This window comes from Isoptericola nanjingensis, from assembly GCF_050311635.1.
Classification (GTDB): Bacteria; Actinomycetota; Actinomycetes; order Actinomycetales; family Cellulomonadaceae; genus Isoptericola; species Isoptericola nanjingensis.
Genome location: NZ_JBNOZL010000005.1, coordinates 55,902 through 82,185, shown reverse-complemented (window position 1 = coordinate 82,185; position 26,284 = coordinate 55,902). Strand labels below are relative to the sequence as shown.

General features: G+C 72.7%; 25 protein-coding genes and 2 riboswitches. Of the genes, 11 read left to right on the top strand and 14 right to left on the bottom strand.

All coding sequences use genetic code 11. From position 1 onward, the window contains the following. Window positions 1-12: 12 nt before the first annotated feature. From ehuA to ACQP6G_RS10995, 4 genes are read right to left on the bottom strand one after another with little or no spacing between them, the layout of a single operon-like run. On the bottom strand, window positions 13-801 hold the full coding sequence (gene ehuA / locus ACQP6G_RS11010; protein ID WP_429764366.1) for an ectoine/hydroxyectoine ABC transporter ATP-binding protein EhuA: 789 nt from the start codon (window positions 799-801) through the stop codon (window positions 13-15). Window positions 802-835: 34 nt separating this feature from the next. Further along, a complete protein-coding gene (gene ehuD / locus ACQP6G_RS11005) occupies window positions 836-1,483 on the bottom strand; it encodes an ectoine/hydroxyectoine ABC transporter permease subunit EhuD (RefSeq protein ID WP_429764365.1) in 648 nt (215 codons plus the stop codon). Further along, window positions 1,480-2,226: an amino acid ABC transporter permease gene (locus ACQP6G_RS11000; protein WP_429764364.1), complete on the bottom strand. Its 747-nt coding sequence runs from the start codon at window positions 2,224-2,226 to the stop codon at window positions 1,480-1,482. The genes ehuD and ACQP6G_RS11000 overlap by 4 nt, the downstream gene beginning before the upstream one ends. A gap of 4 nt (window positions 2,227-2,230) precedes the next feature. Beyond that, the gene (locus tag ACQP6G_RS10995) at window positions 2,231-3,157 is read right to left on the bottom strand and encodes a transporter substrate-binding domain-containing protein (protein WP_429764363.1); all 927 of its coding nucleotides are present in this window, start codon (window positions 3,155-3,157) and stop codon (window positions 2,231-2,233) included. 336 nt (window positions 3,158-3,493) lie between these two features. Here ACQP6G_RS10995 and ACQP6G_RS10990 point away from each other — a divergent pair, with 336 nt between their 5' ends. Continuing rightward, window positions 3,494-4,267 (top strand): GntR family transcriptional regulator, encoded by a 774-nt coding sequence (locus tag ACQP6G_RS10990; protein ID WP_429764362.1) that lies wholly within the window; start codon window positions 3,494-3,496, stop codon window positions 4,265-4,267. 7 nt (window positions 4,268-4,274) lie between these two features. Here ACQP6G_RS10990 and ACQP6G_RS10985 read toward each other — a convergent pair whose 3' ends face one another. Continuing rightward, window positions 4,275-5,687, bottom strand: a complete 1,413-nt coding sequence (locus tag ACQP6G_RS10985; protein ID WP_429764361.1) for a serine hydrolase domain-containing protein — start codon at window positions 5,685-5,687, stop codon at window positions 4,275-4,277. A 117-nt stretch (window positions 5,688-5,804) separates the two neighbouring features. Here ACQP6G_RS10985 and ACQP6G_RS10980 point away from each other — a divergent pair, with 117 nt between their 5' ends. The 3 genes from ACQP6G_RS10980 (at window position 5,805) to ACQP6G_RS10970 (ending at window position 8,701) form a co-directional block, all read left to right on the top strand. Then, window positions 5,805-6,836 carry an ATP-binding cassette domain-containing protein gene (locus ACQP6G_RS10980; protein WP_429764644.1) on the top strand — a complete coding sequence of 344 codons (1,032 nt, stop codon included), beginning with the start codon at window positions 5,805-5,807 and terminating at the stop codon, window positions 6,834-6,836. Further along, complete coding sequence (locus ACQP6G_RS10975) at window positions 6,833-7,669, top strand: ABC transporter permease (protein WP_429764360.1); 837 nt, start codon at window positions 6,833-6,835, stop codon at window positions 7,667-7,669. Before ACQP6G_RS10980 ends, ACQP6G_RS10975 begins: the two co-directional genes overlap by 4 nt. Before the next feature lie 129 nt (window positions 7,670-7,798). Next, entirely contained in the window at window positions 7,799-8,701 is a 903-nt protein-coding gene (locus tag ACQP6G_RS10970) for an endonuclease domain-containing protein (RefSeq protein WP_429764359.1), read from the top strand. A 56-nt stretch (window positions 8,702-8,757) separates the two neighbouring features. Here the strand turns inward: ACQP6G_RS10970 and ACQP6G_RS10965 are convergent, their stop codons facing one another. The 4 genes from ACQP6G_RS10965 to ACQP6G_RS10950 all read right to left on the bottom strand — a co-directional run bounded on the left by ACQP6G_RS10965 (window position 8,758) and on the right by ACQP6G_RS10950 (window position 12,911). Next, window positions 8,758-9,726, bottom strand: coding sequence for a universal stress protein (locus ACQP6G_RS10965; RefSeq protein WP_429764358.1), 969 nt, complete (start codon window positions 9,724-9,726; stop codon window positions 8,758-8,760). A gap of 171 nt (window positions 9,727-9,897) precedes the next feature. Continuing rightward, a complete protein-coding gene (locus ACQP6G_RS10960) occupies window positions 9,898-10,710 on the bottom strand; it encodes a C40 family peptidase (RefSeq protein ID WP_429764357.1) in 813 nt (270 codons plus the stop codon). After that, a riboswitch (cyclic di-AMP (ydaO/yuaA leader) is annotated at window positions 10,711-10,897 on the bottom strand. It abuts the gene before it with no gap. A 190-nt stretch (window positions 10,898-11,087) separates the two neighbouring features. Further along, window positions 11,088-11,879, bottom strand: a complete 792-nt coding sequence (locus ACQP6G_RS10955; RefSeq protein ID WP_429764356.1) for a C40 family peptidase — start codon at window positions 11,877-11,879, stop codon at window positions 11,088-11,090. Between the two features lie 3 nt (window positions 11,880-11,882). Further along, window positions 11,883-12,060: riboswitch (cyclic di-AMP (ydaO/yuaA leader) on the bottom strand. Window positions 12,061-12,191: 131 nt separating this feature from the next. Then, the gene (locus ACQP6G_RS10950) at window positions 12,192-12,911 is read right to left on the bottom strand and encodes an iron-dependent transcriptional repressor DtxR (protein WP_429764355.1); all 720 of its coding nucleotides are present in this window, start codon (window positions 12,909-12,911) and stop codon (window positions 12,192-12,194) included. Between the two features lie 147 nt (window positions 12,912-13,058). Here ACQP6G_RS10950 and serC point away from each other — a divergent pair, with 147 nt between their 5' ends. Together serC and ACQP6G_RS10940 are read left to right on the top strand one after the other, a co-directional pair. Further along, a complete protein-coding gene (gene serC, locus ACQP6G_RS10945; protein ID WP_429764354.1) occupies window positions 13,059-14,243 on the top strand; it encodes a phosphoserine transaminase in 1,185 nt (394 codons plus the stop codon). 132 nt (window positions 14,244-14,375) lie between these two features. Next, entirely contained in the window at window positions 14,376-15,209 is an 834-nt protein-coding gene (locus ACQP6G_RS10940) for an MHYT domain-containing protein (protein WP_429764353.1), read from the top strand. A gap of 28 nt (window positions 15,210-15,237) precedes the next feature. Here ACQP6G_RS10940 and ACQP6G_RS10935 read toward each other — a convergent pair whose 3' ends face one another. Further along, window positions 15,238-16,584, bottom strand: coding sequence for an MFS transporter (locus tag ACQP6G_RS10935; RefSeq protein WP_429764352.1), 1,347 nt, complete (start codon window positions 16,582-16,584; stop codon window positions 15,238-15,240). A 159-nt stretch (window positions 16,585-16,743) separates the two neighbouring features. Here ACQP6G_RS10935 and ACQP6G_RS10930 point away from each other — a divergent pair, with 159 nt between their 5' ends. Beyond that, the gene (locus ACQP6G_RS10930) at window positions 16,744-17,211 is read left to right on the top strand and encodes a hypothetical protein (RefSeq protein WP_429764351.1); all 468 of its coding nucleotides are present in this window, start codon (window positions 16,744-16,746) and stop codon (window positions 17,209-17,211) included. Between the two features lie 99 nt (window positions 17,212-17,310). On the opposite strand, the gene ACQP6G_RS10925 is transcribed toward ACQP6G_RS10930, so the two are convergent. Then, window positions 17,311-18,351 (bottom strand): LCP family protein, encoded by a 1,041-nt coding sequence (locus tag ACQP6G_RS10925; protein WP_429764350.1) that lies wholly within the window; start codon window positions 18,349-18,351, stop codon window positions 17,311-17,313. Between the two features lie 76 nt (window positions 18,352-18,427). Here ACQP6G_RS10925 and ACQP6G_RS10920 point away from each other — a divergent pair, with 76 nt between their 5' ends. The 3 genes from ACQP6G_RS10920 to rfbA are packed head-to-tail and all read left to right on the top strand — an operon-like array spanning window position 18,428 to window position 22,340. Beyond that, window positions 18,428-19,786, top strand: a complete 1,359-nt coding sequence (locus ACQP6G_RS10920) for a glycosyltransferase family 4 protein (protein WP_429764349.1) — start codon at window positions 18,428-18,430, stop codon at window positions 19,784-19,786. Then, the gene (locus ACQP6G_RS10915; protein ID WP_429764348.1) at window positions 19,783-21,447 is read left to right on the top strand and encodes a glycosyltransferase family 4 protein; all 1,665 of its coding nucleotides are present in this window, start codon (window positions 19,783-19,785) and stop codon (window positions 21,445-21,447) included. The genes ACQP6G_RS10920 and ACQP6G_RS10915 overlap by 4 nt, the downstream gene beginning before the upstream one ends. A 29-nt stretch (window positions 21,448-21,476) precedes the next feature. Then, window positions 21,477-22,340, top strand: a complete 864-nt coding sequence (rfbA, locus tag ACQP6G_RS10910; RefSeq protein WP_429764347.1) for a glucose-1-phosphate thymidylyltransferase RfbA — start codon at window positions 21,477-21,479, stop codon at window positions 22,338-22,340. 21 nt (window positions 22,341-22,361) lie between these two features. Here the strand turns inward: rfbA and rfbD are convergent, their stop codons facing one another. Further along, window positions 22,362-23,246, bottom strand: coding sequence for a dTDP-4-dehydrorhamnose reductase (rfbD, locus tag ACQP6G_RS10905; protein WP_429764346.1), 885 nt, complete (start codon window positions 23,244-23,246; stop codon window positions 22,362-22,364). A 62-nt stretch (window positions 23,247-23,308) separates the two neighbouring features. Between rfbD and ACQP6G_RS10900 the strand changes: the two genes are divergently transcribed. After that, complete coding sequence (locus tag ACQP6G_RS10900) at window positions 23,309-23,926, top strand: dTDP-4-dehydrorhamnose 3,5-epimerase family protein (RefSeq protein WP_429764345.1); 618 nt, start codon at window positions 23,309-23,311, stop codon at window positions 23,924-23,926. 13 nt (window positions 23,927-23,939) lie between these two features. Here ACQP6G_RS10900 and rfbB read toward each other — a convergent pair whose 3' ends face one another. Further along, window positions 23,940-24,935 carry a dTDP-glucose 4,6-dehydratase gene (gene rfbB / locus ACQP6G_RS10895; RefSeq protein ID WP_429764344.1) on the bottom strand — a complete coding sequence of 332 codons (996 nt, stop codon included), beginning with the start codon at window positions 24,933-24,935 and terminating at the stop codon, window positions 23,940-23,942. 34 nt (window positions 24,936-24,969) lie between these two features. Next, window positions 24,970-26,283 (bottom strand): UDP-glucose dehydrogenase family protein, encoded by a 1,314-nt coding sequence (locus tag ACQP6G_RS10890; protein WP_429764343.1) that lies wholly within the window; start codon window positions 26,281-26,283, stop codon window positions 24,970-24,972. Between the last annotated feature and the right edge of the window lies 1 nt (window position 26,284).

Sequence of the window (26,284 nt, the reverse complement as noted above, 5' to 3'; positions counted from 1 at the left end):
AGCCCGGGAGGGTCAGTTCCCGAGCACGGCCTTGAGGAACTCCTGGGTGCGCTCGTGCCCGGGGTTCGTGAACATCGTCTCCGGGTCGGCCTCCTCGACGATCTTGCCGTGGTCGAACATCAGCACGCGGTTGGAGACGTCGCGGGCGAACTGCATCTCGTGGGTCACGAGCAGCATCGTGATGTCCGTGGTGCGGGCGATCTCGCGGAGCACGCCGAGCACGTCGGCCACGATCTCAGGGTCGAGCGCCGAGGTCACCTCGTCGAGCAGCAGGATCTCCGGGTCCATGGCGAGGGCCCGTGCGATGGCGACGCGCTGCTGCTGACCACCCGAGAGCTGGTTCGTCTTGAAGTCCCGCTTGTCGGTCATGCCGACCTGCTCGAGCAGCTCCTCCGCCCGCTGGACGGCCTCGGCCTTGCTCTTGCCGAGCACGTGGATCGGCGCCTCGATGATGTTCTCCAGCACGGTCATGTTGGGGAACAGGTTGAACTGCTGGAAGACCATCCCCACGCGCTTGCGCACCTCACGGCGGCGCTTCTCCGGGATGTCGACCCACTTGTCGCCCTTGTACTCGTGCGTGTAGGGGTCGCCGTCGATGAGGATGAGCCCGCCGTTCGCCTCCTCGAGGGTCATCAGCAGGCGCAGGATCGTCGTCTTGCCCGATCCTGACGGGCCGATCAGCGTCACGCGGTCGCCCTTCGCGACGCTGAAGTTCAGCTTGTCCAGCACGACGTTGTCGCCGAAGCGCTTGACGACGTCCTTGAACTCGATGGCGGGGGTGCCGTTCGAGGCGTTGGTCATGTTCTGGCTCCCAGGGGAGGTCGTGGTCGTCGGGTCAGGCAAGGCGCGCCTCCATCCGGCGGACGAGCAGCGACGTCGGGTAGCTCACCAGCAGGAAGAGCACCCCGACCAGGGTCAGCGGCTCGATGTAGGAGAAGTTCAGGGCACCGTACTGCTGGGCGGCCTGGTACATCTCCACGACCGTGATGGCGAAGAGGTACGGCGTCTCCTTGAACATGGAGACCGCGTAGTTGCCCAGCCCGGGCAAGGTGTTCCGGATCGCCTGCGGGAGGATGACGGCGCGCCAGGTGCGCCCCTTGGGCAGGTTCAGCGCGGTGGCCGCCTCCCACTGGCCGCGCGGCACCGCCTCGATGCCCGCCCGGTACACCTCGGACATGTACGTGGCGTAGTGCACGCCGAGCACGCCGAACCCGATGACGAGCGGCGGGACGTCCACGAGCAGCAGCCACACGAAGACGAGCTGCACCAGCAGCGGCGTCATGCGGATGAAGTCGACGACGAACCGCAACGGCGCGCGCACCCACCGCGTCGGCGCACGCATGGCCAGGGCGATGAGCAGCCCCAGGATCGAGGCGATCACCATGCCCACGACCGTCGCCTCGATGGTGACGACCAGGCCGCGCAGGAGTGCCGGCAGGACATCCCATGCCGTGTCCCAGTTCCAGATGGCGTCGTCGTTCATGCCACACCCCCCTTCACGCGGGCGATCTCCGTCGGGACGCCCGGCTTGAGGCCGAAGACGTCACGCAGGCGTGGGCGAGTGCCGCGGCCGAGCCGGCGCTTGGCCCGCTCCTCGGCCCAGTTCATCCCCCACGTGAGGATGTACGCGATCACGAAGTAGATGACGAGGCCGACGCCGTAGCTGAAGAAGGTGTCCCTCGTGTCCCGCTGCAGCTCGTCGATCCACCAGTACACGTCGTGCAGGGTGATGTAGAACGCCAGGGCCGAGCCCTTGAGCAGCTGGATCAGCAGGTTGGCGAGCTGCGGGATCATCAGGGCCCACGCCTGCGGGAAGATCACGCGACGCACCTTGTGGAACGTGCCGATGTTGAGCGCCGTCGCGGCCTCCCACTGGCCCGTCGGGACGGACTCGATGGAACCGCGCACGACCTCCGCGGCATAGGCGCCATAGTTGAGCCCGAGCGCGACGATCGCGACGGCGAGCGCCTCCATCTTGAACCCGAAGACCGGGAGCACGTAGAAGAGCCAGAAGATCTGGACCACCAGCGAGGTGCCCCGGAAGAACTCGATGACGACGCGGGACGGCCCGCGCACCCAGAGGGAGCGGGTACGCGAGCCGAACCCCAGCACCAGTGCGACGAGCATGGCGAGTGCGGCACCACCGATCGTCATCTCGAGCGTGACGACGACGGCGCTGCCCAGATTGGGAAGACTGTCGATCAGTGCCTGGAGATCGTCCGACATGTGGTCAGGAATCCAGCCCCAGCTCGTCGGAGATCTTCGCGAGGTCGCCCTCGCACAGCATGTCCGCGGTCAGGCCGGGCGGAGGGTACTCCGCCTCGGTGAAGCCGAACGGCTCCATGATCTCGAGCCACTGCTCCTTGTCCTCCAGGATGGGCTTGAGCTTCTCGTTGTACGCCTCGAGCAGCTCGGTGTCGCCCTTGCGGAAGACCTCGGCACCCGCGCCGATCTGCGGCACGTCGTCGATGGTCGCGACGAAGGCGTCGGTGGCCTCGACCGGCTCGTCCGTGCTGTCGGCGAGCGCTCGGATCGAGATGCCCGTCAGCGCGAAGGCGTCGGCACGGCCCGAGACGACGGCGTTGAGGCCGTCGGTCGAGTCGCCCACCGTGATCGTCTTGACCCCGGTCTTCTGGGCGTAGCCGTCCTCGATCGCGCCGCTCGTCACGGCGACGGTGAGGCCGGAGTCCTCCACCGACTGCCAGTCGGTGAGGTTGTCGGGGTTGCCCTCCGGCACCAGGAACGCCGTGGTGTACATGATGGTGGGCTCCGCGAACGCCGCCTGCTCGCAGCGCTCCGGCAGGATCGACATGCCCGCGCTCACGGTGTCGTAGCGCCCGGCGTTGAGACCCGGGATGAGCGAGTTCCACTCGGTCTGGGTGCCCTCGACCTCGTCGACCCCGAGTTCGCCGAAGACCTTCTTGTCCAGCGCGATCGTCGCGCCGGTGAGCTCGCCGCCGTCGTCGTAGCTGTACGGCTTCTCGCCGTTGTACGCGACGTTGACGGTGCCGGCGTCCTGGATCGTCTGGAGCGCCGAGCCCCCGTCGTCCCCCGATCCGCCGTCGACGCTCGAGCAGGCGGCCAGCGCGGTCATGGTGAGCACGGAACCGGCAGCGAGGATCGCCCGGCGGCGCTTCGTGGTCCTGGTGGACGACACGGTGTCTCCCTTCGTCGCCCGGCGGGAGTCCGCGCCGAGCCGTTGGTCTGAACGGTGCGACACGGTAGCCGCGATGCCGACGGTACGACAATCTATGTATCCACATGTCGGATTGTCTACAATCAGCGAGGGCGGGTCGCCAGGACGCGCTCCGTTCGGCGTCGTCGCAGGTCAGAGCGGCGTCGCCGCGACGAACGATCGTCGTGAACGAGACCGACATGCCCGAAAACGCCGGTCATGCCATGGTCACAAGAGGGTCACGATCTGGGCCGGGGCCGCGGCGCGGGATGATATGTCCCGGTCGGACGGTCCCCGGCCGCCCTGAAAGGAGAGCAGATGACCCCATCGTCGTCGCCGGCCCCCGTCGGCAGCGCGCCGTTCCTGACGCCGGTGACGCGCCCGTCGACGGTCGACCTCATCACCGTCGAGCTGCGCAACGCCGTCTACTCGGGCGCCCTGGCGGTGGGGTCGCCGATCCGCGAGGTCGAGATGTCGAGCCAGCTCGGCGTCAGCCGCGGGCCGTTCCGCGAGGCCGCGCAGCGCCTGGTGCAGGAGGGCCTGCTGCGCTCGGTGCCCGGCCGCGGGCTGAGCGTGGTCCGCATCGGGGCCGACCGGGTGCGCGCGCTGTACGAGGCGCGCACGACGGTCGAGACGTCGGCCGCGCCCCTCGCCGTCGAGCGCGCCACCCCGGCCCAGGTCGCGGCCGTCCGCGCCGCGCACGACGCCCTCGTCGACGCGGAGCGCAGCGAGGACGCCCGCCGCGTGGGCGACGCCGACCTCAACGTGCACTGGTCGCTCGTCGCGGCCGGCGGCAATCCGTGGCTGCTGCGCTGGATGACGACGCTCATCGTGGAGGTCCGCATCGCGAGCTTCACGCTCAGCGAGGACTACGCCGTGCGCAAGGACGCCGCCGAGTCGCACGTCGAGCTGGTCGAGCGCTTCGAGGCCCGCGACGCCGACGGCCTCGTCGCCGCGATCCGGACCAACCTCGAGGACGCCGTCGCCCGCCTGCTCGAGCCGGAGACCGTCGAGGTCGAGACGTTCGACGAGCCCCGCCCGTCCCCGGCGCCGCGCCTCGACCCGATCACCCCGACGTTCCCCGAGCCGTGATCGGTGCTCACGCCCCGTGCCGGGCGGCGAGCTGCGCGCGGCGCTCGCTCTCGTAGTCCTCGGCACGCCACGAGGTGACCCCGGCGACGACGATCCCCGCCGGCCGGCCGTCGTCGCCGGGCAGCACCTCGACCGGCTCCCCCGGCGCCCCGAACCCCGGTTCGACGGGCAGCCGCAGGGCGTCGCCGTCGACGACCAGGCGCTCGGCGCCGGCGAGCGGGTCCTCGCGCCGCGGGTCGATCAGCCACACGTCCCGGCCCAGCCGGAGGAGGTCCGTCAGGCCCCACAGGTTGGCGAACCGGCCCGTGCTGCGGCCCAGGACGGCGGCCTCCTCGGCCGTGGGTGCGCCGGCGTCGAGGGCGGTCGCGACCAGCGCGAACAGGCCGGTCGCGATCGCGTCGGCCGGGCCGTCGACCGCGTTCGTCAGCACGGACACGACGACGCCCCCGGCCGGGTCGGCCCAGGTGCGGCTGAGCTGGCCCGGGAACGCGCCGCCGTGCCCGACGACGCGACGGCCCTCGATCTCGCGCGCCTCGAAGCCCAGCCCGTAGCGCCGCGGCCGGGCGTGCGGGCGGTCGATCGCCGACTCGTCCCGCTGCAGCAGGCGACGCGTCTCCGGCCGCAGCAGGCCGGAGCCTTCGGCGTGCGCCGCGAACCACTGCGTGAGGTCGGCCGCCGTCGAGCAGAACCCCGTCGCCGCGGCCAGCGCGCCCGTGCGCACGGGCGCGACCGGCAGCCGCCCGTCGTCGGCGACGCCCAGGGCGGAGTGCCCGACGACGGCGGGCGCGGCGTCGTCGAGCTCGGGCGTGGTGCGCCCCAGCCCGAGCGGGGCGAGGAGGTCGTCGCGCACGTGCCGCGCGAACGCCGTCCCCGTGACCGCCTCGACCACCAGCCCGAGCAACCCGTAGGCGAGGTTCGAGTACTTGAAGCCCTCGCCGCGGCCGAGGACCGGCCCGTCGGCCCGCACCGCCGCCACCAGGGCGACCCGGTCCGGGAACGGCGCGCCGAGCTGCCAGAAGTCGGCGTCGGTGCCGTCGCGCCGCACGCCGCCGGTGTGGCCGAGCGCCTCGCGCAGGGTGACCCGCCCGACGGCGGTGCCCGCGAGGTCGGGCAGGTGCGCGTCGAACGGGTCGTCGAGGCGGAGCGCGCCGCGGTCCGCGAGCCGGGCCACCGCCGTCGCCGTGAACGTCTTGGAGTGCGACGCCACCCGGAACACGTGGTCCGTGCGCAGCGGCTCGCCGGTCGCGACGTCGGCGACGCCCCAGGCGCCCTCGAGCACGACGTCGTCCCCGACGCGGACCGCGTACTGCGCGCCCGGCACGCGCGCGAAGCCCGCCTGCGTGCCGACCCACGCGGCGAGGTGGTCGGGGTCGAACAGGTGGCGGGTCGCGGGCTCGGTGGTCATCGGCTCCGTGGTCATGGGCGACACCCTGCCACGGCCGCCGCGCCGCTCCTCGTCCGTCGCCGATGAGTTCGGCGTCGGCGGTCCGTCCTAGCCTGGGACGTGACGCACGTCACCGACATCACGGGAGATCCCATGTCCGCGTCAGACCCCGGTCCCCCGCGCGACGACCTCGCCGTCGACGCCCGCGGGCTCGTCAAGCACTTCACCACCCGCAAGCAGGTCACCAAGGCCGTGGACGGCGTCGACCTGCGGATCCCGACCGGCAGCGTCTTCGGGCTGCTCGGGCCGAACGGCGCCGGCAAGACCACGGTCGTGCGCATGCTCGCCACGCTGCTGCGCCCCGACGCCGGCACCGCGCGCGTGCTGGGGCACGACGTCGTGGCCGACGCCGACGCCGTCCGCTCCGCCGTCGGGCTCACCGGCCAGTACGCGTCCGTCGACGAGGACCTGACCGGCACCGAGAACCTGCTCATGCTGGCCCGCCTGTACGGGTTCACCGGGGCGGCGGCGCGGCGCCGCGTCGAGGGACTGCTCGACGCCTTCAGCCTGTCGGACGCCGGCCCCCGGCAGGTCAAGACGTACTCCGGCGGCATGCGGCGCCGCATCGACCTCGCCGCCTCGCTCGTGCTGGCGCCGCGCGTGCTCTTCCTCGACGAGCCCACCACCGGGCTCGACCCCCGCAGCCGCAACCAGGTGTGGGACATCGTGCGGGTGCTCGTCGCCGACGGCGCCACCGTGCTCCTCACCACCCAGTACCTCGAGGAGGCGGACCAGCTGGCCGACCGCATCGCCGTCATCGACCACGGCACCGTCATCGCGGAGGGCACCTCGACCGAGCTCAAGCGCTCCGTGGGCCAGGGGGCGGTGTCGATCCGGCTGGCCGACGCCGGCCAGCGGTCCGCCGCGGCGAGCGTCGTCGAGAAGGTGCTGGGCACCGAGCCCACCCTGCCCACCGATCCCTACGCGCTGTCGGCCCGCGTCCCCGACGACGGCGCCGACTCGGTGGCGCAGCTGCTGCCCGCGCTCGGGGAGGCGGGCATCGCCGTGCCGGAGTTCACGCTCGGCCAGCCGAGCCTCGACGAGGTGTTCCTCACCCTGACGGGCAAGCCGCTGCCGGCCGACGACGAGGCCGAGCCCGCCGACGCCCAGGAGGTGTCCCGATGACCGCGTCCGCCGAACCCACCGAGATCGCGACCACCACGCTGCGCCAGGCCGTCGCGCTCACCGAGCCGCCCTCGCGACCGTCCGCGCTCTCCATGACCCTGACGTTCGGGTGGCGCGCGCTGCTGAAGATCAAGCACGTGCCCGAGCAGCTGTTCGACGTGCTGGTCTCCCCCGTGATCTTCACGCTGATGTTCACGTACCTGTTCGGCGGCGCGCTCGCCGGGTCCACGTCCGCCTACATCCAATTCCTGCTGCCCGGCATCCTGGTGCAGACCATCGTCATCGTCACCGTGTACACGGGCTACACGCTCAACACGGACATCACCAAGGGCGTCTTCGACCGGTTCCGCTCGCTGCCGATCTGGCGGCCGGCGCCCATCGTCGGCGCCCTGCTGGGCGACACCGTGCGCTACTCCATCGCGTCGGTCATGACGATCGGGCTCGGCCTGATCCTCGGGTTCCGCCCCGACGGCGGGGTGGTCGGCGTCGTGCTCGGCGTGCTCCTGCTGCTCGTCTTCGCCTTCTCGCTGAGCTGGATCTTCACGATCCTCGGCCTGCTGCTGCGCACCCCGAACGCCGTGATGGGCGTGTCGATGATGGTGTTGATGCCGCTGACGTTCGCGTCGAACATCTTCGTGGACCCCTCGACGATGCCCGCCGCCCTGCAGCGATTCGTCGAGATCAACCCGGTCACGCACCTCGTCACCGCCGTGCGCGGGCTGATGGCCGGCACCCCCGACGGCGGCGAGATCGTCTGGGTGCTCGTCGCCTCCGTCGTCCTCACCGCCGTCTTCGGCCCCATCACCATGCACCTGTACCGCACCCGCCACTGACCCCGCCCGACTGTTGTGAGCGGGCGTTTGGCCCTGATTCGCGACCGAATCAGGGCCAAACGCCCGCTCACAACGGAAACCTGTGGATGACGCACCCCTGACTCCGTCTCCGCTCGCCACGCTGTGCCGATGGATGACCTCGTCGGCGACAGCGCGTCCCCGTTCACCGTGGCCGACGCCCTGCGAGCGGGCCTCAGCCGCAAGCAGCTCCGCGCCGGACGGCGGTGGGACGCACCCTTCACAGGCGTGCGGCTCCCTGCCGGGTCCGTCACAGAGCTGCACGACCGGTGCCGGGCCCTGCGCCTCACGCTCGACGACGACGTCGCGTTCAGCCACACGACCGCCCTCGACCTGCTCCGCGTCGAGCGCCCGTGGACCCACGCGGACGACACGCGCCTGCACGTGGTCACCATGCGCAGCGAGGACAGGACCGAACGCCCCGGCGTCGTCGCGCACTGGACCCGGCAGTCGTTCCTCGACACCGTGGAGATCGACGGGCTCCTCGTGACGTCGCCCGCACAGACGTTCACTCACGTCGCCTGCGAGCTCCGCCTGGCGGACGATGTGGTCGTCCTCGGCGACGCGATGATGCGGCGCAAGCACCGGCTGACGTCGCCGGCCGAGCTGCTCGACATCAGCGCGCGGACGCACAAGGTCAAAGGCATCGTCCAGGTCCGGGACGCGATCCCCCGGCTGCGGCCGAACACCGATTCGTCGACCGAGACACGCACGAGGCTGCTGCTCGTGGACGCCGGCCTCCCGTGTCCCCGCGTGAACGATGTCGTGTTCGCGCCCGACGGGACCTACGTCAAGCGGGTCGACCTGCTCTACCCGGAACAGAAGGTCGCGATCGAGTACGACGGTGACCACCACCGCACCGATCGCGAGCAGTGGCAGGAGGACATCAGACGCCGCCGGCTCCTGGAGGCGCTCGGCTGGACCGTCATCGTCGTCGTCGCGGAGGACCTCCGCCGGCCTCAGCAGCTCGTCGCCCGGGTCCGCGGCGCCCTGCGCGCCAAGTCGCTCGTGTGAGCGGGCGTTTGGCCCCGATTCGGTCACGAATCGGGGCCAAACGCCCGCTCACAGCGTCAGGCGGCGGAGGCGGAGTCCGTGCCGTCCTGGTCGAGCTCCTCGTCGCACTTGCGCGTCACGACCAGCACCGGGCAGGCGGAGTGGTGCAGCACCGCCTGGCTGGTGGACCCGAGCAGCAGACCGCGGAAGCCCCCGCGTCCGCGGGAGCCGACCACGACGAGGTCGGCGCCCGTGGAGAACTCGGTGAGCAGCTCGGCGCCCGTGCCGTCGAGCACGTGCCGCTTGATCGTCACGCCCGGGTTCGCCGCCTGGGCTCGGTCCACGGTCACGTCGAGGCCGGCCTTGACGTCGGCAAGGACGGTCTCGTGGTCGATCTGCGACGGCAGCCAGGCCAGGATCCCCGCCCCGCCCCCGAGCGGCACGCCGGCGACGGCGACGAGCTCCGCGTCCCACGCCCTCGCCTGCGCGACGGCGTGCTTCAGCGCGACCTCGGCCGACGGCGACCCGTCGACACCCACGACGATGCGGCGCACCTCGTGCACCGCGTCGCCGTCGCGACGCTCCGCGGCGTCGGTGCTGCCGCCGCCGTCGCCGCGGTAGGGCACCACCACCGTGGGGCAGTGCGCGTGCGCCGGCAGGGCCGACGAGACGGTGCCGAGCAACCGCTCGGTGAACCCGCCCTTGCCCCGGGTACCGACGACGGCGAGCGCGTGCTCGCGCGACATCTCGACGAGCACGCCGGCGGCGTCTCCCGTCGCCACGGTGCCGGTCACCGGGACCTCGCTGGCGGCGACGCGCTCCTCCGCCTCGGCGAGGACCGCCTTGGCGCCCTCCTGGATCGCGGTGTCGTCCAGGGCGGCGTACCCGCCGTCGAGCGACGCGGCCGTGAACGACGGCAACGAGTAGGAACAGACGACGTGGAGCCCCCATCCCACACGCCGCGCGTACGCGGCAGCCCAGTCGAGGGCGTGCAGGCTGGCTGCAGACCCGTCGACACCTACCAGGACGACCTCAGGCCGTGTCATCTCGCGCCTCCTGTCCGCTGGCGAGGAGCTCACCCTCGTCGTCGAGGGCGCCTGGTTCAAGCGTAGCGAAAGGATGGCGCAAGGCACAGCAAAGCGGCGCCCAGACACGTCGACCCCCGTGCTCGGGAGCACGAGGGTCGACGAGGTCCGGGTGCGGCTGGCCGCGTGGCGTCAGAACACGCGCAGGGCGACGGCCTCCGACTCGGACTGCCACATCTTGTGGTAGCCGGTCTCCCAGTTGATCGGGCGGGAGGCCTCGACGACCATCCCGTCGCCCGCGTAGATGCCGATGTGGCCCGGGCTCCAGATGAGGTCGCCCGGCTGCAGCTCGGAGAAGGGGATCTCCGTGCCGGCGTAGCGCTGGTCGGACGAGGTCCGGGGCAGGTCGATGCCGAGCTGGCCGTAGACGTAGGACGTGAGGCCCGAGCAGTCGAAGCCGGACGGGCTGGCGCCGCCGACGACGTAGGGCGTCCCGATGTAGCGCATCGCGATCGAGACGGCCTGCTGGCCGAGCGACGAGCTGGACGAGGTCTCGGCTGCCGCCGGCGCCTCGGTGCGCTCCGCGGTGCGGGAGACGGTCTGGGTGGAGCGCTCGGTGCTCTCCTCCTCGACGACCGGCTCGGGCTCGGGCTCCGGCTCGGGGGCCGGGGTGATCTCCGACTTGGAGATCGCCTTCTTGCTGATGGTCTCGACGTCGACCTTGGCCTTGGCCTCGACCGTGACGACCGGGGCGGCCTCGAGCGCCTCGCGGGCCTGGTCGCTCAGGGCGCCCAGGTCGACGGTGCTGAGCTTCTTCGCCGAGTCGGTGTCGACCGGGGCCGCCTGGGCGGCGCTCGCGCTGGCGAAGGTCGAGACGAGCAGGCCGCCGGCAGCTGCGGCGACGACGGCCCGACGACCGGTCACCGAGGAGCTGACGCTCTGGACCAGCCCGCCGAGCGGACGGCGCGCGGCACGGTGCCGGGCGCGCGTGGTACGTGCGTTCACGTGTTCCCTCTCCTGTCGCCTACGAGGTCAGCTGTCGGGTTCGGGTGGGAGAAACACCCGGCCTCACGGACCAGGTCCGTGCGACTTCACCCCAAGGACGCCGTGGAACAGCGCCCGAAATTGGGTCCCCCGCCCCTGCGTGCGGTCAAGGTCCCCGACCGGCTGCAGGGCTCGGCGTTCCGGTCGAGACCCGGCGGATCACCCGCCGAGTGGTTGACACCGTAGCGGACCCGGGAGTCGATGTCACGTTTCGGTCACAGCACCTGTGGACACCGTGCCGTAGGTCACATCCACCCAGGTCGAACCGGTTACCCGCGCACGACGAAGCCCCGCCGCGCACAGGGCGCGACGGGGCTCCGGGAGCGTGTCGGACGGACTCAGCCGACGCGGATGAAGGTGGGGTTGGACTGCCAGATGGCGCGGTACTTCACGACGTCGCCCGGCTTCGGGGCGTCGATCTGCATGCCGTCGCCGGCGTAGATCGCGACGTGACCCGGGGTCCAGACCAGGTCGCCCGGCTTCGCCTCGGAGGCGGAGACGACGGTACCGGCGTTGCGCTGGGCGGACGAGGTGCGCGGCAGGTTGATGCCGACCTGCGCGTAGACGTACTGGGTGAGGCCGGAGCAGTCGAAGCCGGACGGGCTGCTGCCGCCGGAGACGTACGGGACGCCCACGTAGCGCATCGCGATGGAGACGATCGCGGAGCCGTTGGCGGACGCCGGCGCCTCGACGGCCTCGCGCTCGTCGGAGCGGGACGCCGTCTCCGAGGACCGGGACGCGTCGTCGGTGGACGACGTGTCGGCGACCTGCTCGACGACGGGCTCCGGCTCGGGCTCGGGCGCCGGGGTGATCTCGGCCTCGGCCGCGATCTTGGCGGTGACCTTCTCGACGTCGACCTTGGCCTTGGCGTCGACGGTGACGACCGGCGCGGCCTCGAGGGCCTCGCGGGCCTGGTCGGTCAGGGCACCGAGGTCGACGGTGCTGAGCTTCTTGGCGGCGTCGGTGTCGACCGGGGCGGCCTGCGCGGCACCCGCGCTGGCGAAGGTCGAGACCAGGAGGCCACCGGCGGCGGCAGCCACGGCCACACGGCGGCCTGCGGCGCCGGACGGGGCGAGGGCGATCGGACGACGGGCGGCGCGGTGCCGGCCGTGGTTCGTGCGTGCGCTCACGTGTCTACCTCTCCTGTCGCCTGCGAGGTCAGCTGTCGGGTTCGGGTGGGAGAAACACCCGGCCGTCCGTTCCCGTGACCGGGCCCGTCCGGCTTCACCCCGAGGACGTCGTCTCCGACGCCCGAAGTGGGTCCCCCGCTCCTGCCGTGCGGATGTCCGTGGAGCTCGGCCGGTGGCAGGGTTCGGCGGTCCGGTCGAGCGCCCGCAGGATGAACTCCGGCGAGCGCCCCGACCGTACCGGACAACCCCGGGCGATGTCACGCTGCGGTCACGATGTGGCGTGCCGGCCCGGCGCAGGAGCCGGAACGCAGGTCAGCGGCTCGCGACGAACAGGTGCTTCGCCAGCTCCTCGGGCAGGTCGAGCACGATGCCGGACCCCTCGACCTCCACCGCGACGTCCTCGCCCGCGGTGCGCGCGACGATCTGCGCGCCCGGCACGAGGCCGGACTCGGCGAGACGCGCCAGCAGCTCGATGTCCACCTGGAGCGGCTCGGCGATCCGCTGGAGCACCAGCTCGATGCCGTCGCCGTCCGTCAGGCCCTTCGCCCGGCGCGCCTCGAGCACGCCCGGCAGGGACTGCACGCCCTCCAGGAACGGCACGTCCTGGTACTGCTCCCCCAGCTCGGACAGCCCCGGGATCGGGTTGCCGTACGGGTCGACGTGGGGGTGGTCGAGCAGGGTGACGAGCCGCTTCTCGACGAGGTCGCTCATCACGTGCTCCCAGCGGCACGCCTCGGTGTGCACGTGCTCCCAGTCGAGCTTGATGACGTCGGTGAGGAGCCGCTCGGCGAGGCGGTGTTTGCGCATCACGCGGGTCGCCTTGGCCTGCCCGGCCTCGGTGAGCTCCAGGTGCCGGTCGCCCGTCACGACGACGAGACCGTCGCGTTCCATGCGCGCCACCGTCTGCGACACCGTCGGCCCGGAGTGCCCCAGTCGCTCCGCGATGCGGGCGCGGAGCGGCGGGATGCCCTCCTCACCGAGCTCGTAGATCGTCTTGAGGTACATCTCGGTGGTGTCGATCAGGTCGGTCACGTCCACTCCCGTCTTTCGGCGCGGCCTAGTCTATTCGCACGCGTGGGCGCAGGACGGGTCGCGCGGCGCCGTCGTGCGCGCTCCCGACGAGACATCCTGCCCTGCCCCACCCACGACCGCTCCCACTCGCCCGGAACCGGAGACACCATGCCCGCTGCGTCGAGCCACCCGAGCCGTTCGAGCCACCCGAGCGTGGTCATCCCCGCGTCGCTGCTCCCGTCCGACGGCAGGTTCGGTTCCGGCCCGTCCAAGGTGCGCCCCGCCCAGGTGGCCGCGCTGGCCGCGGCGGGCGACCCGGCGGCCCCGGTGCTGGGGACGTCGCACCGGCAGCCGGCGGTGAAGGACCTCGTGCGGCGCGTCCGCGCAGGCCTCGGCGAGCTGTTCGCCCTGCCCGACGGGTACGAGGTGGCGCTCGGGAACGGCGGCTCGTCGGCGTTCTGGGAGGTCGCCGCCGCGTGCCTCGTCGAGCGCCGCGCGCAGCACGCCGTGTTCGGGGAGTTCGGCGGGAAGTTCGCCGCGGCGACGACGCGCGCGCCCTTCCTCGCCGACCCGGACGTGGTGTCGGCCGAGCCCGGCACCGTGGCGCACCTCACGCCGGTCGACGGCGTCGACGTGTACGCGACGCCGCACAACGAGACCTCCACGGGGGCGATGGCGCCGGTGCGCCAGGTGCCCGGCGCGCGCGCCGACGGGGCCCTGCTGCTCGTGGACGCGACGTCGGGCGCGGGCGCGCTGCCCGTCGACGTCGCCGACACCGACGTCTACTACTTCGGCCCGCAGAAGGTCTTCGCGGCCGACGGCGGCCTGTGGCTCGCCGCCTGCTCGCCCGCCGCGGTCGAGCGCGCCGAGCGCGTGGAGGCGTCCGCCGGGACGGCCACCGGGCGGTGGGTGCCGGAGTTCCTGTCGCTGACGACCGCGCTCGCGAACTCTCGCCTCGATCAGACGCTGAACACGCCGGCGGTCGCGACGCTGGTGCTGCTCGCCGAGCAGGTCGAGTGGCTCCTGGAGCAGGGCGGCCTCGCGTGGTCGAGCGCGCGCACGGCAGAGTCCGCCGGCGTGCTCTACGACTGGGCGGACGCGCGCGACTGGGCGACGCCTTTCGTCGCCGACCCGGCCGAGCGGTCCACGGTCGTGGCGACGATCGACCTGGACGACGCGATCGACGCCACCGCCGTCGTGCGCGCCCTGCGGGAGAACGGCGTCGTGGACGTGTTCCCGTACCGCAAGCTCGGCCGCAACCAGCTGCGCGTGGGCGTCTTCCCCGCCGTCGAACCCGACGACGTCCGTGCCCTCACGGCGTGCGTCGACCACGTGGTGGCGCACCTCGGCTGACGCTTCCGCCGGCGGCCCCACCCGGACACGCCTTGCATCGCCCCCGGTCAGCGGACGTTTTTCACCCACCAGGTCACGGGCTGATAACGTGCCGCCTCGTCACAGACAGGCGATGTATCCGGGAGACCCCGCATGCCGGAGATGCACCATTTCACCTACGGGCTGATCACCCCGCTGCTCGCGTACGTCGCGTCGTGCCTCGGCGCGGCGACCGGCTTGTCCGCGACGGCGCGCGCCCGCGCCGCGACGGACACGACGACGCGCGCGGCATGGCTGCTGGTGGCCTCCGTCGCGATCGGCGGCACGGGCGTCTGGGTCATGCACTTCATCGCCATGCTCGGCTTCACGGTCACGGACATGCCGATCAACTACGACGTGCCGCAGACGATCCTCAGCGCCCTCGTGGCCGTGGTCGTCGTCGCGCTCGGGCTGTTCCTCGTCGGCTTCGCGGGCGACCGGCCCCTGTGGCTGGTCTCCGGCGGCATCGTCGCCGGGCTCGGCGTGGCCGCGATGCACTACATGGGCATCGCCGCCATGCGCATGACCGGCCACATGGAGTTCTCGCTGCCCGTGGTGGGCCTGTCGGTGCTCATCGCGATCGTCGCGGCGACGGCGGCCCTCTGGCTCAGCGTGAACGTGCGCGGACGCGCCGCGACACTCGGTGCGGCCCTCATCATGGGCGTCGCCGTCAGCGGCATGCACTACACCGGCATGGCCGCGCTGACGATCACCGGGACGCCGGGGGTGCCGACGACCGGCACCACCGCCATCGACCTGCTCGGCCCGCTCATCCTCGGGATCGCGGCGCTCACGGTCGCGCTCATCTTCGTCGTCCTGATGTGGCCGAACGAGGAGGAGATGCGCGACCAGCAGGAGTTCGAGGCGCGGATGCAGCGGCGTGCCCACGGGATCACCCCGCCGCCGCGTCGCTCCTCCCGCCACGAGCCGGCCGCGCACCGGCACTGAGCGGTCGTCCGGGCGCCGTCCGAGCGGGTCAGGCCGTCGTCGGCACCCGCTCGGCGTCGGCGCGGCTCAGCTCGCGCCGCACACCGTCGCGCGTGGTGACGCCGTCGAGCACCTCGCGGTCGAGGTAGACGACCTCGAGGTGGGGCCGGGACAGCACCCGGTAGCGCACCCGCAGGTGCCAGCGCCGCACCGCCCAGACGGTCGCGCCGGCGGCGACGAGGAACGTGGCGATCGAGCCCACGAGGATCGACCAGCGAGGGCCCCACGCCTCGCCGATCCAGCCGACGATCGGCGACCCGATCGGCGTCGCGCCCTGGAAGATCATGATGTAGAGCGCCATCACCCGGCCGCGCATCACGGGGTCGGTCGAGACCTGCAGCGCGCTGTTGGCCGCCGTCATCATCGTCAGCGACGCCAGCCCCACGGGGATGCACGCCAGCACGAACGACGAGTAGGTCGGCATGAGCCCGAGCACCGCCGTCGTGACCGCGAAGGCGAACGCCGAGCCGATCACCAGGCGCACCCGCGGGCGGTCCCGGCGGGCGGCGAGCAGCGCCCCCGCGAGGGAGCCGATCGCCAGCACCGAGCCGAGGATGCCGTACTCGCTCGCCCCGCGGCCGAACTCGACGCGCGCCATGAGCGCCGAGGTGAGCTGGAAGTTCAGGCCGAACGTCGAGACGACGAACATCACGACCATGATCACGACGATGTCGGACCGCTGGCGCACGTAGCGCACGCCCTCGCGGATCTGCCCCTTGGCGCGCGGCGCCGCCGCCTGCGGCCGCAGCTCCCGGACCCGCATGAGGGCCAGGGCCGCGATCGTCGCCCCGAAGGTGACGCCGTTGATCATGAACACCCAGCCTGCGCCGACGGCGGCGATGAGCAGCCCGGCGACGCCCGGCCCGATGAGGCGCGCGGCGTTGAACGACGCGCTGTTCAGGCCGACGGCGTTGGGCAGCTTGGAGGCCGGCACCATGTCGGCGACGAAGGTCTGTCGCGCGGGGTTGTCCAGCGCGGACACGACGCCGAGCAGGAGCGCGAAGACGTAGACGTGCCACAGCTCCGCCCGCCCGGACAGCACGAGGACGCCCAGCGCGAGGGCCAGCACGCCCATCCCGCCCTGGGTGGCCATGAGGAGACGACGGCGCGGCAGCCGGTCGGCGAGCACGCCCGCCCACGGGGACAGCAGGAGGAACGGCACGAACTGGAGGGCCGTGGTGAGGCCGACGGCGATGCCGGAGTCGTCGCTGAGGTCGGTGAGGACGATCCAGTCCTGGGCGATGCGCTGCATCCACGTGCCGACGTTGGCGACGAGGGCGGCTGCGAACCAAATGCGGTAGTTCGTGTACCTGAGGGAGGAGAAGGTGGCGCTCATCGGTCGAGCTCCCCGGCTTGTTCGTCGCTCGCGGGGGCCACGGATCTCCTTCTCCTCGGGGTGTCGTCGACCGTGGCAACAGACTATCGAATCGTTCTATTCCCCGCCCGGGGAGTGACGCGTCCCACGCCTCCCGCCCTGTCCAGTACGGTATGCGCCGTGCGCACCGAGATGTCCCTTGCGGAGACCCTGAACGAACTCGGCCTCCTGGGAGGCCGGACCCTGCCCCGCTTCGTCACGTCCGTCGGCGGCGCCGGTGACGAGCTCGAGGTCGTCGCCGACGCACGGGGGGTGAAGAACCTGCCCGGCCCGCTCAAGCTCGCGACCCGCCTGGTGCCCGCCGTCCGGTCGCGGCTGCGTGTCGAGGGCTTCGACGGCGGGGTCGCCGTGCTCTCGGTCGACGCCAGCGCCGGCGGCCTGCCCGCGCACAAGCTGCTGGGGCTCGCGAAGAACCGCATCGAGTCCGTGCTGGCCGCGAAAGGCCTGCCCGCTGGGTCGGTGCAGATCCGCCCCGACGCCCGCATCGCGCTGGACGTGCAGCGGCTGCTCGCCGCCCGCTACCCGGGCACCGTCGTGCAGGGCATGACGTTCGCCGACGGCCGCGTGGCCGTCGACACCGCCGCCTGAGCCTTCCGCACCTTCCCGCTGTGGGCGGGCGTTTGGCCCTGTTTCCTGGCGAAACAGGGCCAAACGCCCGCCCACAACCCTCCGGGGGACGCCGTGCGGCTACTTGACGGTGGCGGGGAGCACCTCGAGGTCGTCGGCGTGCTCCTTGACGTAGCTGCCCGCCTCGTCCTTCGCGATCGCCTTCATCAGCGGGTCGAACCGCTCGCGGTCGAGGACGACGATCGACTGCCCGTCGTCGCTGCGGCCGGTGCCGGAGTACGGCGCGGTCATGAAGTCGACGTCGTTGGTGGCCAGCCCGCGCGCGCTCATGTAGAGGTTGCGCATCCGGTCGATGGTGAACCCGTCGTCCGCGGCGACCGACTTGCTCACCGTGGTGAAGAACTGGCTCATCATGCCGACGTCGTTCCGGTTGTTGTTGACCTTGGCGAGGATGGCGCGCATCCAGTTCTGCTGCCGCTGGACGCGGCCGAAGTCGCCGTTGTTCAGCCCGTGGCGCTGGCGCGTGTACTTCAGCGCCTCCTCGCCCGACATCATGTGGACGCCCTTGGAGAAGAAGACCTGCTTGCCGTCGCCGATGTCCTCCGGGACGCGGATGCGCACGCCGTCGAGCGCGTCCGTCATCGACGTGAAGGACTCGAAGTCGGTGACCACGAAGTGGTCGATCTTCACGCCCGTGAGGTCCTGGACCGTCTGGATCATCAGCGACGGGCCGCCGTAGGAGAAGGCCGCGTTGACCTTGGCCTCGCCGTACCCGGGGATCGGCACCCAGGAGTCGCGCGGGATCGAGACCACCTGGGCGCTCTTCCGGTTCGCCGGGAGGTGCACCAGCATGATCGCGTCGGTGCGCTGGGCGCCGGCTTTCCACTGCGACGGGTCGCCGGCGGAGATCCGGCTGTCCGAGCCCAGCACGAGCAGGTTGACCGCCTCGGTCTCCTCCTCCGCCTCCGGCGGGGACGAGACCTCGGCGAACGGGTCGCCGATCCGCTCGATGTTGCCGTCCAGGCTGTGCTGGAACCACCACGCCGCGCCGAAGCCGCCGGCGGCGAGCAGGAGCACCAGCACCCCGACGACGGCCAGCGCGCGATGGCTGCGGCGCGCCTCGGTGCGGGCGTGGCGGTACGGGGCGTCGGCTCGGCTCACAGGGCGGGATCCTACGGGCCCGGTCACGGAGAAGTTGTGTTCCGCTCGTGAGACTTCCCGCCGTACCATTCGCCGGGTGCGCCGCCGCAGAGCCGCGGGCACGGCGAGCGAGACGAGAGGCAGCACCATGCACGGCACCGGGGCGACGTCGTCGTCGAAGCGCTCCCGCGTGCTGCTGGTCACGCACCACTACCCGCCGGAACACGGCGCCCCGCAGCGGCGGTGGGACACGTTGACGCCGCGCCTCATGGACGCGGGCGTCGACGTCGCGGTCCTCGCCCCTCCCCCGCACTACCCGAGCGGGCGGCTGCAGGACGCGGCCGCCGACCACCGGCCGGGGTCGGTCTCCTTGGGCCGGCACGGCGAGCGCGTGGTCCGCACCCGGTTCCGCCCGCACGCCGCCGACCTGTTGTCACGCACGGTGGACCAGGCTGTGGCGGCCGCGAGCGCCGTCGTACTGGGCCTGCGGCACTTCCGGCAGCGGGCCGAGCGGCCCGACGTCGTGGTCGGCACCGTGCCCGGCATCCCGTCGATGTTCGCCGCGTGGCTGCTGGCACGGCTCCTGCACGCCCGCCTCGTGATCGAGATGCGCGACGCGTGGCCCGACCTCATCGAGCCCAGCGGCGTGCTCGACGCTCGACGCTCCGCCACCTCCCGCGCCCTCGCGGGGGCGCGCGCCCTCGTGCATCGCGCGGTGACGCGGCTCCAGGCGCGCGCGGACGCCGTCGTCACGACCACCGAGACGTTCGCGCAGGTGCTGCTCGAGCGGGGCGTGCGCCGCGTCGCCGTCGTGCGCAACGGCACGTCGTTCCAGCCCCTGACCACCGACGACGCCGCGGGCCTGTCCGACGACGGCGGGGCCCCGCCAGCCCGGCCGCTGCGCGTCGTGTACGCGGGCACGGTGGGGCGCGCCCAGGACCTGCAGTCGGTGGTGCGCGCCGCGGCCCAGGTGACCCGGCGCGGCCTGCGGCTCGACGTCCGCATCGTCGGTGCGGGGGCGCGCGTGCCGTTCCTCGAGGACCTGGTGGCCGAGCTGGACGCGCCGGTGACATTCGTGGGGTCCGTGCCGCACGACGAGATCCGCCGCTACTACGCCTGGGCGGACACTGTGGTCGTGTCGCTGCGCGCCTGGAAGCCGCTGGAGTGGACGGTGCCGTCGAAGCTCTACGAGGTGATGGCGTCGGGCGCGTACGCCACCGCGTGCGTGGCCGGCGAGGCCGCCGCCCTGGTGCAGCGCTCCGGCGCCGGTTCCGTGGTGCCGCCCGGCGACGTCGACGCGCTCACCGGGCTGTGGTCGGGCTGGGCGGCGTCCGGCGACGTACCCGTCGCCGACCCGCGCGCAGCGGAGTGGGTGGCACAGAACGCGGACGACGACACGCTCGCCGCGCGGTACCTCGACCTGCTGCACGAGCTCACCGGCCCGGACGCCCGATGACGCGCGTGCGCGAGCTGGCCCGCAACGCGCGCTTCGCGGCGTCCTTCGTGGGCGGTGCGCTGCGCACCGACCCGGCGTGGCTGGTGCTCCAGGCGGCGCGGCGCACCCCGGCCCGGGTGAGCGCCGTCGTCGTGCCGTGGGTGGAGCGGGCGCTGGGCGACGGCACCTCCGGGGAGGCCGGTCGACTGCGTGCCGCGTGGCAGGACGGCGATGTGGCCGCTCTGCGCGCGGCCGCCGCGACGACGCGTGCCGGGCGCCGTGTCCGGGCGTCCCTGCTGGGGCAGGTGGCGGACCTCGAGACCGTCTCCGACCCCGATTCGTCTCGGGATGCGGACGGTTTCCCGGGGCGAGCGGGTGAAAAATTGCCGCGAACCGGACCGGGTGAAATCTCGGCCGGTTCCCACGCCCCCGTCGCGGTGCACCACCACCTCACCAACTCGCTGCCGCACACGCAGAGCGGGTACACGCTGCGCACCCACGCCATCCTCACCGCGCAGCGCGCCGCGGGTCACCCCGTCACCGCGACCACCCGCGCGGGCTACCCGCTGATGATCGGCGCGCTCGGCGCCCGCGGCGCGGACGTCGTCGACGGGGTGACGTACCGCCGCCTGGTGCCGCGGTCGCTGCCCGCCGACCACCGGCGCCGCGCCGCGGACGGCGTCGACCTGCTGGCGCGTACCCTCGACGCCGCGCGCCCCGCCGTCGTGCACGCCACCACGCCGTGGACCACGGGCGACGCCGCCCGCGCCGCCGCCGCGCGGGTCGGCCTGCCCTGGGTCTACGAGGTGCGCGGGCTGCCGGAGGAGACGTGGGCCGCGTCGCACCCCACGCCCGAGGGCCGCGAGCGCGCTGCCGCCTCGGAGCGGTTCGCGCTGCTGCGCGCCCGCGAGACGGACCTCGCGCTCACCGCCGACCACGTCGTCACCCTCAGCGGCACGATGCGCGACGAGCTCGTCGGACGTGGCGTGCCTGCCGAGCGCATCACCGTGGTGCCGAACGCCGTCGACGCCGCGCTGCTGGGCCCCGCACCGTCGACCGCCGAGGCGCGCTCCGCACTGGGCCTGCGCACCGCGCCGTTCGTCGTCGGCACCGTGAGCAGCGTCGTCGGCTACGAGGGCCTGGACACCGTGCTGCGCACGGTCGCCCTGCTGCGCTCGCGCGGAGTCGACGTGTCCGCGCTGATCGTGGGCGACGGCGTCGACCGGCCGCGGCTCCTGCGGCTCGCCGGCGAGCTGGGGCTGGGCGAGCACGCCCACCTGCCCGGCCGGGTGCCGCGGGACGTGGCGCGCACCTACCTCGCCGCCCTGGACGTCGTGCTGGTGCCGCGCCGCCCCGACCGCGTCACGCGCCTCGTCACGCCGCTCAAGCCCGTCGAGGCGATGGCCCTCGGGCGGCCGGTCGTCGCCAGCGACCTGCCCGCGCTCGACGAGGTGCTCTCGCCGCTCGAGCCCTCGCGGGTGAGCGGCGGCGCGCCCGCCGGCGTGCTCGTGGCCCCCGACGACGTCGAGGCCTGGGCCGACGCCGTCGCGCGCGTGCTCGACGACGCCGACCACCGCGCCGCGCTCGTCGACGCCGGCCGGCACGTCGCCGCCGAGCGGACCTGGGAGCGGCTCGTCGGCCGTTACGCCGACGTCTACGCGCGGATCACGGCACACTCGTAGGGACCGCACCGACGGAGGGACTGGCAACGATGCGCGGAATCATCCTGGCCGGCGGGAGCGGCACGCGGCTGCACCCGATCACCCTCGGGGTGAGCAAGCAGCTGGTGCCGGTCTTCGACAAGCCGATGATCTACTACCCGCTGTCGACGCTGCTGCTCGCGGGCATCCGCGACGTGCTGGTGATCACGACGCCGCACGACGCCGAGCAGTTCCGTCGGCTGCTGGGCGACGGGTCGCAGTTCGGCATCTCGATCTCCTACACGGTGCAGCAGGTGCCGAACGGGCTGGCGCAGGCGTTCGTGCTGGGCGAGGAGTTCATCGGGTCGGACGCCGCGGCGCTGGTGCTGGGCGACAACATCTTCTACGGGCAGGGGCTGGGCGACCAGCTGCAGAAGTACACGTCCGTCGACGGCGGCGCCGTGTTCGCCTACCGGGTCGCGGACCCGACGGCGTACGGCGTGGTCGAGTTCGACGCCGACGGGCGCGCCGTGTCGCTGGAGGAGAAGCCGGCGCAGCCGAAGTCGAGCTACGCCGTGCCCGGCCTCTACTTCTACGACAACGACGTGGTCGAGATCGCCAAGGGCCTGGAACCGTCGCCGCGCGGCGAGTACGAGATCACCGACGTCAACCGCGCCTACCTCGAGCGCGGGGACCTGCACGTGGAGGTGCTGCCGCGCGGCACGGCCTGGCTCGACACCGGCACGTTCGACTCCCTGCTGGAGGCGTCCGACTTCGTCCGCACGATCGAGCGCCGCCAGGGGCTCAAGGTGGGCGCGCCCGAGGAGGTCGCGTGGCGGCGCGGCTTCCTGTCGGACGACGAGCTCCGCGAGCGCGCCGAGAAGCTCACCAAGTCCGGCTACGGCACGTATCTGCTCGGGTTGCTCGAGCAGTAGCCCGCCGACGCCCGGAAAGGCTCAGGCCAGCACCTCGGCCGCGGCGGCGTCCCAGCGCTCCGCCCAGTCGCCGATGGGCGCGACGCCGGCGGCCGCCAGGGCGCCGTGGCCGAGCACGGAGAACCCCGGCCGCGGTGCGGGGCGGACGAACGCGTCGGACGTCGTGGGCTCCAGCGGGGTCGTCAGGCCCGCGGACGCGAGGATGCGGCGGGTGAACCCGAACCACGACGTCCGGCCCGACGCCGTGCCGTGGTACGTCCCCGCCGGGGCGTCCGCCTCGACGAGCCGGACGATCAGGTCGGCCAGGTCACGGGTCCAGGTGGGTTGGCCGACCTGGTCGTCCACGACCGCGAGGCGGTCGTTCTCGGCCCCCAGGCGCGCCATCGTCCTGGGGAAGCAGCCCCCGTGCGCCCCGTACAGCCAGGCCGTGCGCACGGTCAGGTGGTCCGGCGCCTCCGCGCGCACGGCCCACTCCCCCGCGGCCTTGGTGCGCCCGTACGCCGACACCGGCGCGAGCGGCGCGTCCTCGGCGTAGGGCGCGGTCGCGGCGCCGTCGAACACGTAGTCGGTGGACACCTGCACGAGGCGAGCACCCTCCTGGTGCGCGGCCCGCGCGAGGTGCGCCGCCCCGGTCGCGTTGACGCGGAACGCGTCGTCCTCGTGGGCCTCGGCGTCGTCGACCGCCGTCCACGCCGCGCAGTTGACCACGACGTCGGACCCGCGCACCGCGGCCAGGACGGCGTCGGCGTCCGTGACGTCGAGGTCTGCCCGGCCCAGCCCGACGACGTCCGCGCCGCCGTCCCGGAGGCGAGCCAGGAGGTCGGTGCCCAGCATGCCCGCGGCGCCGACGACCAGCCAGCGTCGGGACGCGGGGGTGGCTGGCGGCACCGTCGTGGTCTCGGTCACCATAGGATCCTACGGGCCACCCCATCCTCGACACCCGGCCGAGACCCGCGAAGGAGCGCCCCGTGCAGATCCGCGAGCTGGCCGTCCCCGGCGCCTACGAGATCACCCCGCAGCAGCACGGCGACCCTCGCGGCGTCTTCCTCGAGTGGTTCAAGGCCGGGCCGTTCGCGGACGCCGTCGGCCACCCGCTCGACCTGCAGCAGGCCAACGCCTCGGTGTCCGCCGCCGGCGTGCTGCGCGGCATCCACTTCGCCGACGTCCCGCCCGGCCAGGCGAAGTACGTCACCTGCGCGAAGGGCGCCGTCCTCGACGTCGTCGTCGACGTCCGCGTCGGCTCGCCCACCTTCGGGCGGTGGGACTCCGTCCTGCTCGACGACGTCGACCGCCGCGCCATCTACCTGGGCGAGGGTCTCGGGCACGCGTTCATGTCCCTGGAGGACGACTCGACCGTGCTCTACCTGTGCTCCGCCGGCTACGACCCCGGCCACGAGCACGGCATCCACCCCCTGGACCCCGAGGTCGGCATCGAGTGGCCCACGACGGCGCGCGACGGGTCGCCCCTCCTGGCTCAGCTGTCCGACAAGGACACCGCCGCCCCCCGCCTCGCCGAGGCGAGGGCCCAGGGTCTGCTGCCCACCCTCGACGGCGTCCAGCACTACCTCGCGTCGCTGCGCGCCTGACGCCGCGCGGCTCCTACTGGCCGCTGCGGGCGTACTTCGCCTCCACGGCCGCCTTGGCGGGGCGCCACCAGGCCTCGTTCGCCCGGTACCAGGCGACCGTCGCGGCCAGGCCGGAGCGGAAGTCGGTGAACTGCGGGGTCCAGCCGAGCTCGGTGCGCAGCTTCGTGGCGTCGATGGCGTAGCGCAGGTCGTGCCCGGGCCGGTCGGCGACGTGGTCGAAGTCGTCCGCGTCGCGCCCGAACAGCTCGTTCAGGGTGCGGACCACCTCGAGGTTGTTCGTCTCGCCGTCGGCGCCGATGAGGTACGTCTCCCCGACGCGGCCGCGGTCGATGATCGCCCACACGGCGGTGTTGTGGTCGTGGACGTGGATCCAGTCGCGCACGTTCAGCCCCGCCCCGTACAGGCGGGGCCGGATCCCGTCGATGAGGTTGGTGACCTGCCGCGGGATGAACTTCTCCACGTGCTGGTACGGGCCGTAGTTGTTCGAGCAGTTCGAGATCGTCGCCTCGATGCCGAACGAGCGCACCCAGGCGCGCACCAGCAGGTCGGAGCCGGCCTTCGTCGACGAGTACGGGCTCGAAGGGTTGTACGGCGTCGCCGGCGTGAACTTCTCGTCGCCCTTCAGCGGCAGGTCGCCGTACACCTCGTCCGTCGAGATGTGGTGGTACCGCACCCCGTGGCGGCGCACCGCCTCCAGCAGGGTGAACGTGCCCACCACGTTGGTCTGCACGAACGGCGACGGGTCCGTCAGCGAGTTGTCGTTGTGCGACTCCGCGGCGAAGTGCACGACGACGTCCGCGTCCGCGACCAGGCCGTCCACCAGCTCCGCGTCGGTGATCGACCCCTGCACGAAGCTCACCCGGTCCGCGACCGGGTCCAACGACGACCGGTCCCCGGCGTACGTCAACGCGTCCAGCACCGTCACCACGGCGTCCGGACGCTCCGACACCGTCTGCTGGACGAAGTTCGCCCCGATGAACCCGGCGCCGCCGGTGACCAGAACGCGCATGAGATCTGAACCCATCCGTGGAGGGACGACCGGCTCAGCGCCGGCCGAGAGCACGATACTGCCAGCCGCTGCCGGTCCACGCGGCGCGGTCCAGGGCGTTCCGTCCGTCGAGGATCGTGCGCTGCGCGACGAGCGTCCCCACCCGCTCCGGGTCGAGGTTGCGGTACTGCTTCCACTCCGTGAGCAGGAGGACGGCGTCCGCGCCCGCGAGCGCGGCCTCCAGGTCACGCTCGTAGTGGAGGTGCGGCTGCTTGGCGCGGGCGTTGTCGATGGCCTGCGGGTCGTGGACCGTGACGACCGCGCCCAGCTCGGACAGGCGGGTCGCGACGTCGAGGGCGGGCGAGTCGCGGACGTCGTCGCTGTCGGGCTTGAACGCGGCGCCGAGCACCGTGACCTCCGCGCCGTCGACCATCCCGCCCAGCACCTCGGACGCCAGGTCGACCATGCGGGTGCGGCGCCGCACGTTGATGGCGTCCACCTCGCCCAGGAAGGCGACCGCGTCGCCCGCACCGAGCTCGTCGGCGCGGGCACGGAACGCACGGATGTCCTTGGGCAGACAGCCCCCGCCGAAGCCGAGGCCGGCGTTGAGGAAGCGCCGCCCGATGCGCACGTCGTGGCCGATCGCGTCCGCGAGGCGCGCGACGTCACCGCCCGCCACCTCGCACAGCTCTGCCATGGCGTTGATGAAGGAGATCTTGGTGGCGAGGAACGAGTTGGCAGCCACCTTCACCAGCTCGGCCGTCGGGTAGTCCGTGACGATGCGTGGCACGCCCGCGGCGAGCGGTCCGGCGAAGACGGCGTCGAGCGCGGCCACGGCCCGCTCCCCCGCCGCGCCGTCGGGCACGCCGTAGACGAGGCGGTCGGGCCGCAGGGTGTCCTGGACGGCGAAACCCTCGCGCAGGAACTCCGGGTTCCAGGCGAGCACCGCCCCGGGCTGCGCCGCCGCGACGACGCCCGCGAGTCGCTGCGCGGTGCCCACGGGGACGGTGGACTTGCCCACCACGATCTCACCCGTCCCGAGGTGTTCGACCAGCTCACCGACCGCGGCGTCGACGAAGGCGAGGTCCGCCGCAGGGCCGTCCTTCCGCTGCGGCGTCCCGACGCACACGAAGTGCACCTGCGACCCGGCGGCCGCGGCCATGTCGGTCGAGACGGTCAGCCGGCCCGTGCCCATGACCTGCGACAACAGGTCGTCCAGCCCCGGCTCGAAGAACGGGGCCTTGCCCGCGGCCAGCGCGTCAACCCGTTCGGCGTCGACGTCGACCCCCACGACGTCGTGCCCGAGGTGGGCCAGGCTCGCCGCGTGCACCGCGCCGAGATAGCCCAGGCCGATCACCGAGATCTGCACG

Bases quoted from the DNA above. Each gene is read 5' to 3' on its own strand.
- ehuA (WP_429764366.1), bottom strand. From the start codon at position 801: ATGACCAACGCCTCGAACGGCACCCCCGCCATCGAGTTCAAGGACGTC.
- ehuD (WP_429764365.1), bottom strand. From the start codon at position 1,483: ATGAACGACGACGCCATCTGGAACTGGGACACGGCATGGGATGTCCTG.
- ACQP6G_RS11000 (WP_429764364.1), bottom strand. From the start codon at position 2,226: ATGTCGGACGATCTCCAGGCACTGATCGACAGTCTTCCCAATCTGGGC.
- ACQP6G_RS10990 (WP_429764362.1), top strand. From the start codon at position 3,494: ATGACCCCATCGTCGTCGCCGGCCCCCGTCGGCAGCGCGCCGTTCCTG.
- ACQP6G_RS10985 (WP_429764361.1), bottom strand. From the start codon at position 5,687: ATGACCACGGAGCCGATGACCACCGAGCCCGCGACCCGCCACCTGTTC.
- ACQP6G_RS10980 (WP_429764644.1), top strand. From the start codon at position 5,805: ATGTCCGCGTCAGACCCCGGTCCCCCGCGCGACGACCTCGCCGTCGAC.
- ACQP6G_RS10975 (WP_429764360.1), top strand. From the start codon at position 6,833: ATGACCGCGTCCGCCGAACCCACCGAGATCGCGACCACCACGCTGCGC.
- ACQP6G_RS10970 (WP_429764359.1), top strand. From the start codon at position 7,799: ATGGATGACCTCGTCGGCGACAGCGCGTCCCCGTTCACCGTGGCCGAC.
- ACQP6G_RS10965 (WP_429764358.1), bottom strand. From the start codon at position 9,726: ATGACACGGCCTGAGGTCGTCCTGGTAGGTGTCGACGGGTCTGCAGCC.
- serC (WP_429764354.1), top strand. From the start codon at position 13,059: ATGCCCGCTGCGTCGAGCCACCCGAGCCGTTCGAGCCACCCGAGCGTG.
- ACQP6G_RS10940 (WP_429764353.1), top strand. From the start codon at position 14,376: ATGCCGGAGATGCACCATTTCACCTACGGGCTGATCACCCCGCTGCTC.
- ACQP6G_RS10935 (WP_429764352.1), bottom strand. From the start codon at position 16,584: ATGAGCGCCACCTTCTCCTCCCTCAGGTACACGAACTACCGCATTTGG.
- ACQP6G_RS10915 (WP_429764348.1), top strand. From the start codon at position 19,783: ATGACGCGCGTGCGCGAGCTGGCCCGCAACGCGCGCTTCGCGGCGTCC.
- rfbA (WP_429764347.1), top strand. From the start codon at position 21,477: ATGCGCGGAATCATCCTGGCCGGCGGGAGCGGCACGCGGCTGCACCCG.
- rfbB (WP_429764344.1), bottom strand. From the start codon at position 24,935: ATGCGCGTTCTGGTCACCGGCGGCGCCGGGTTCATCGGGGCGAACTTC.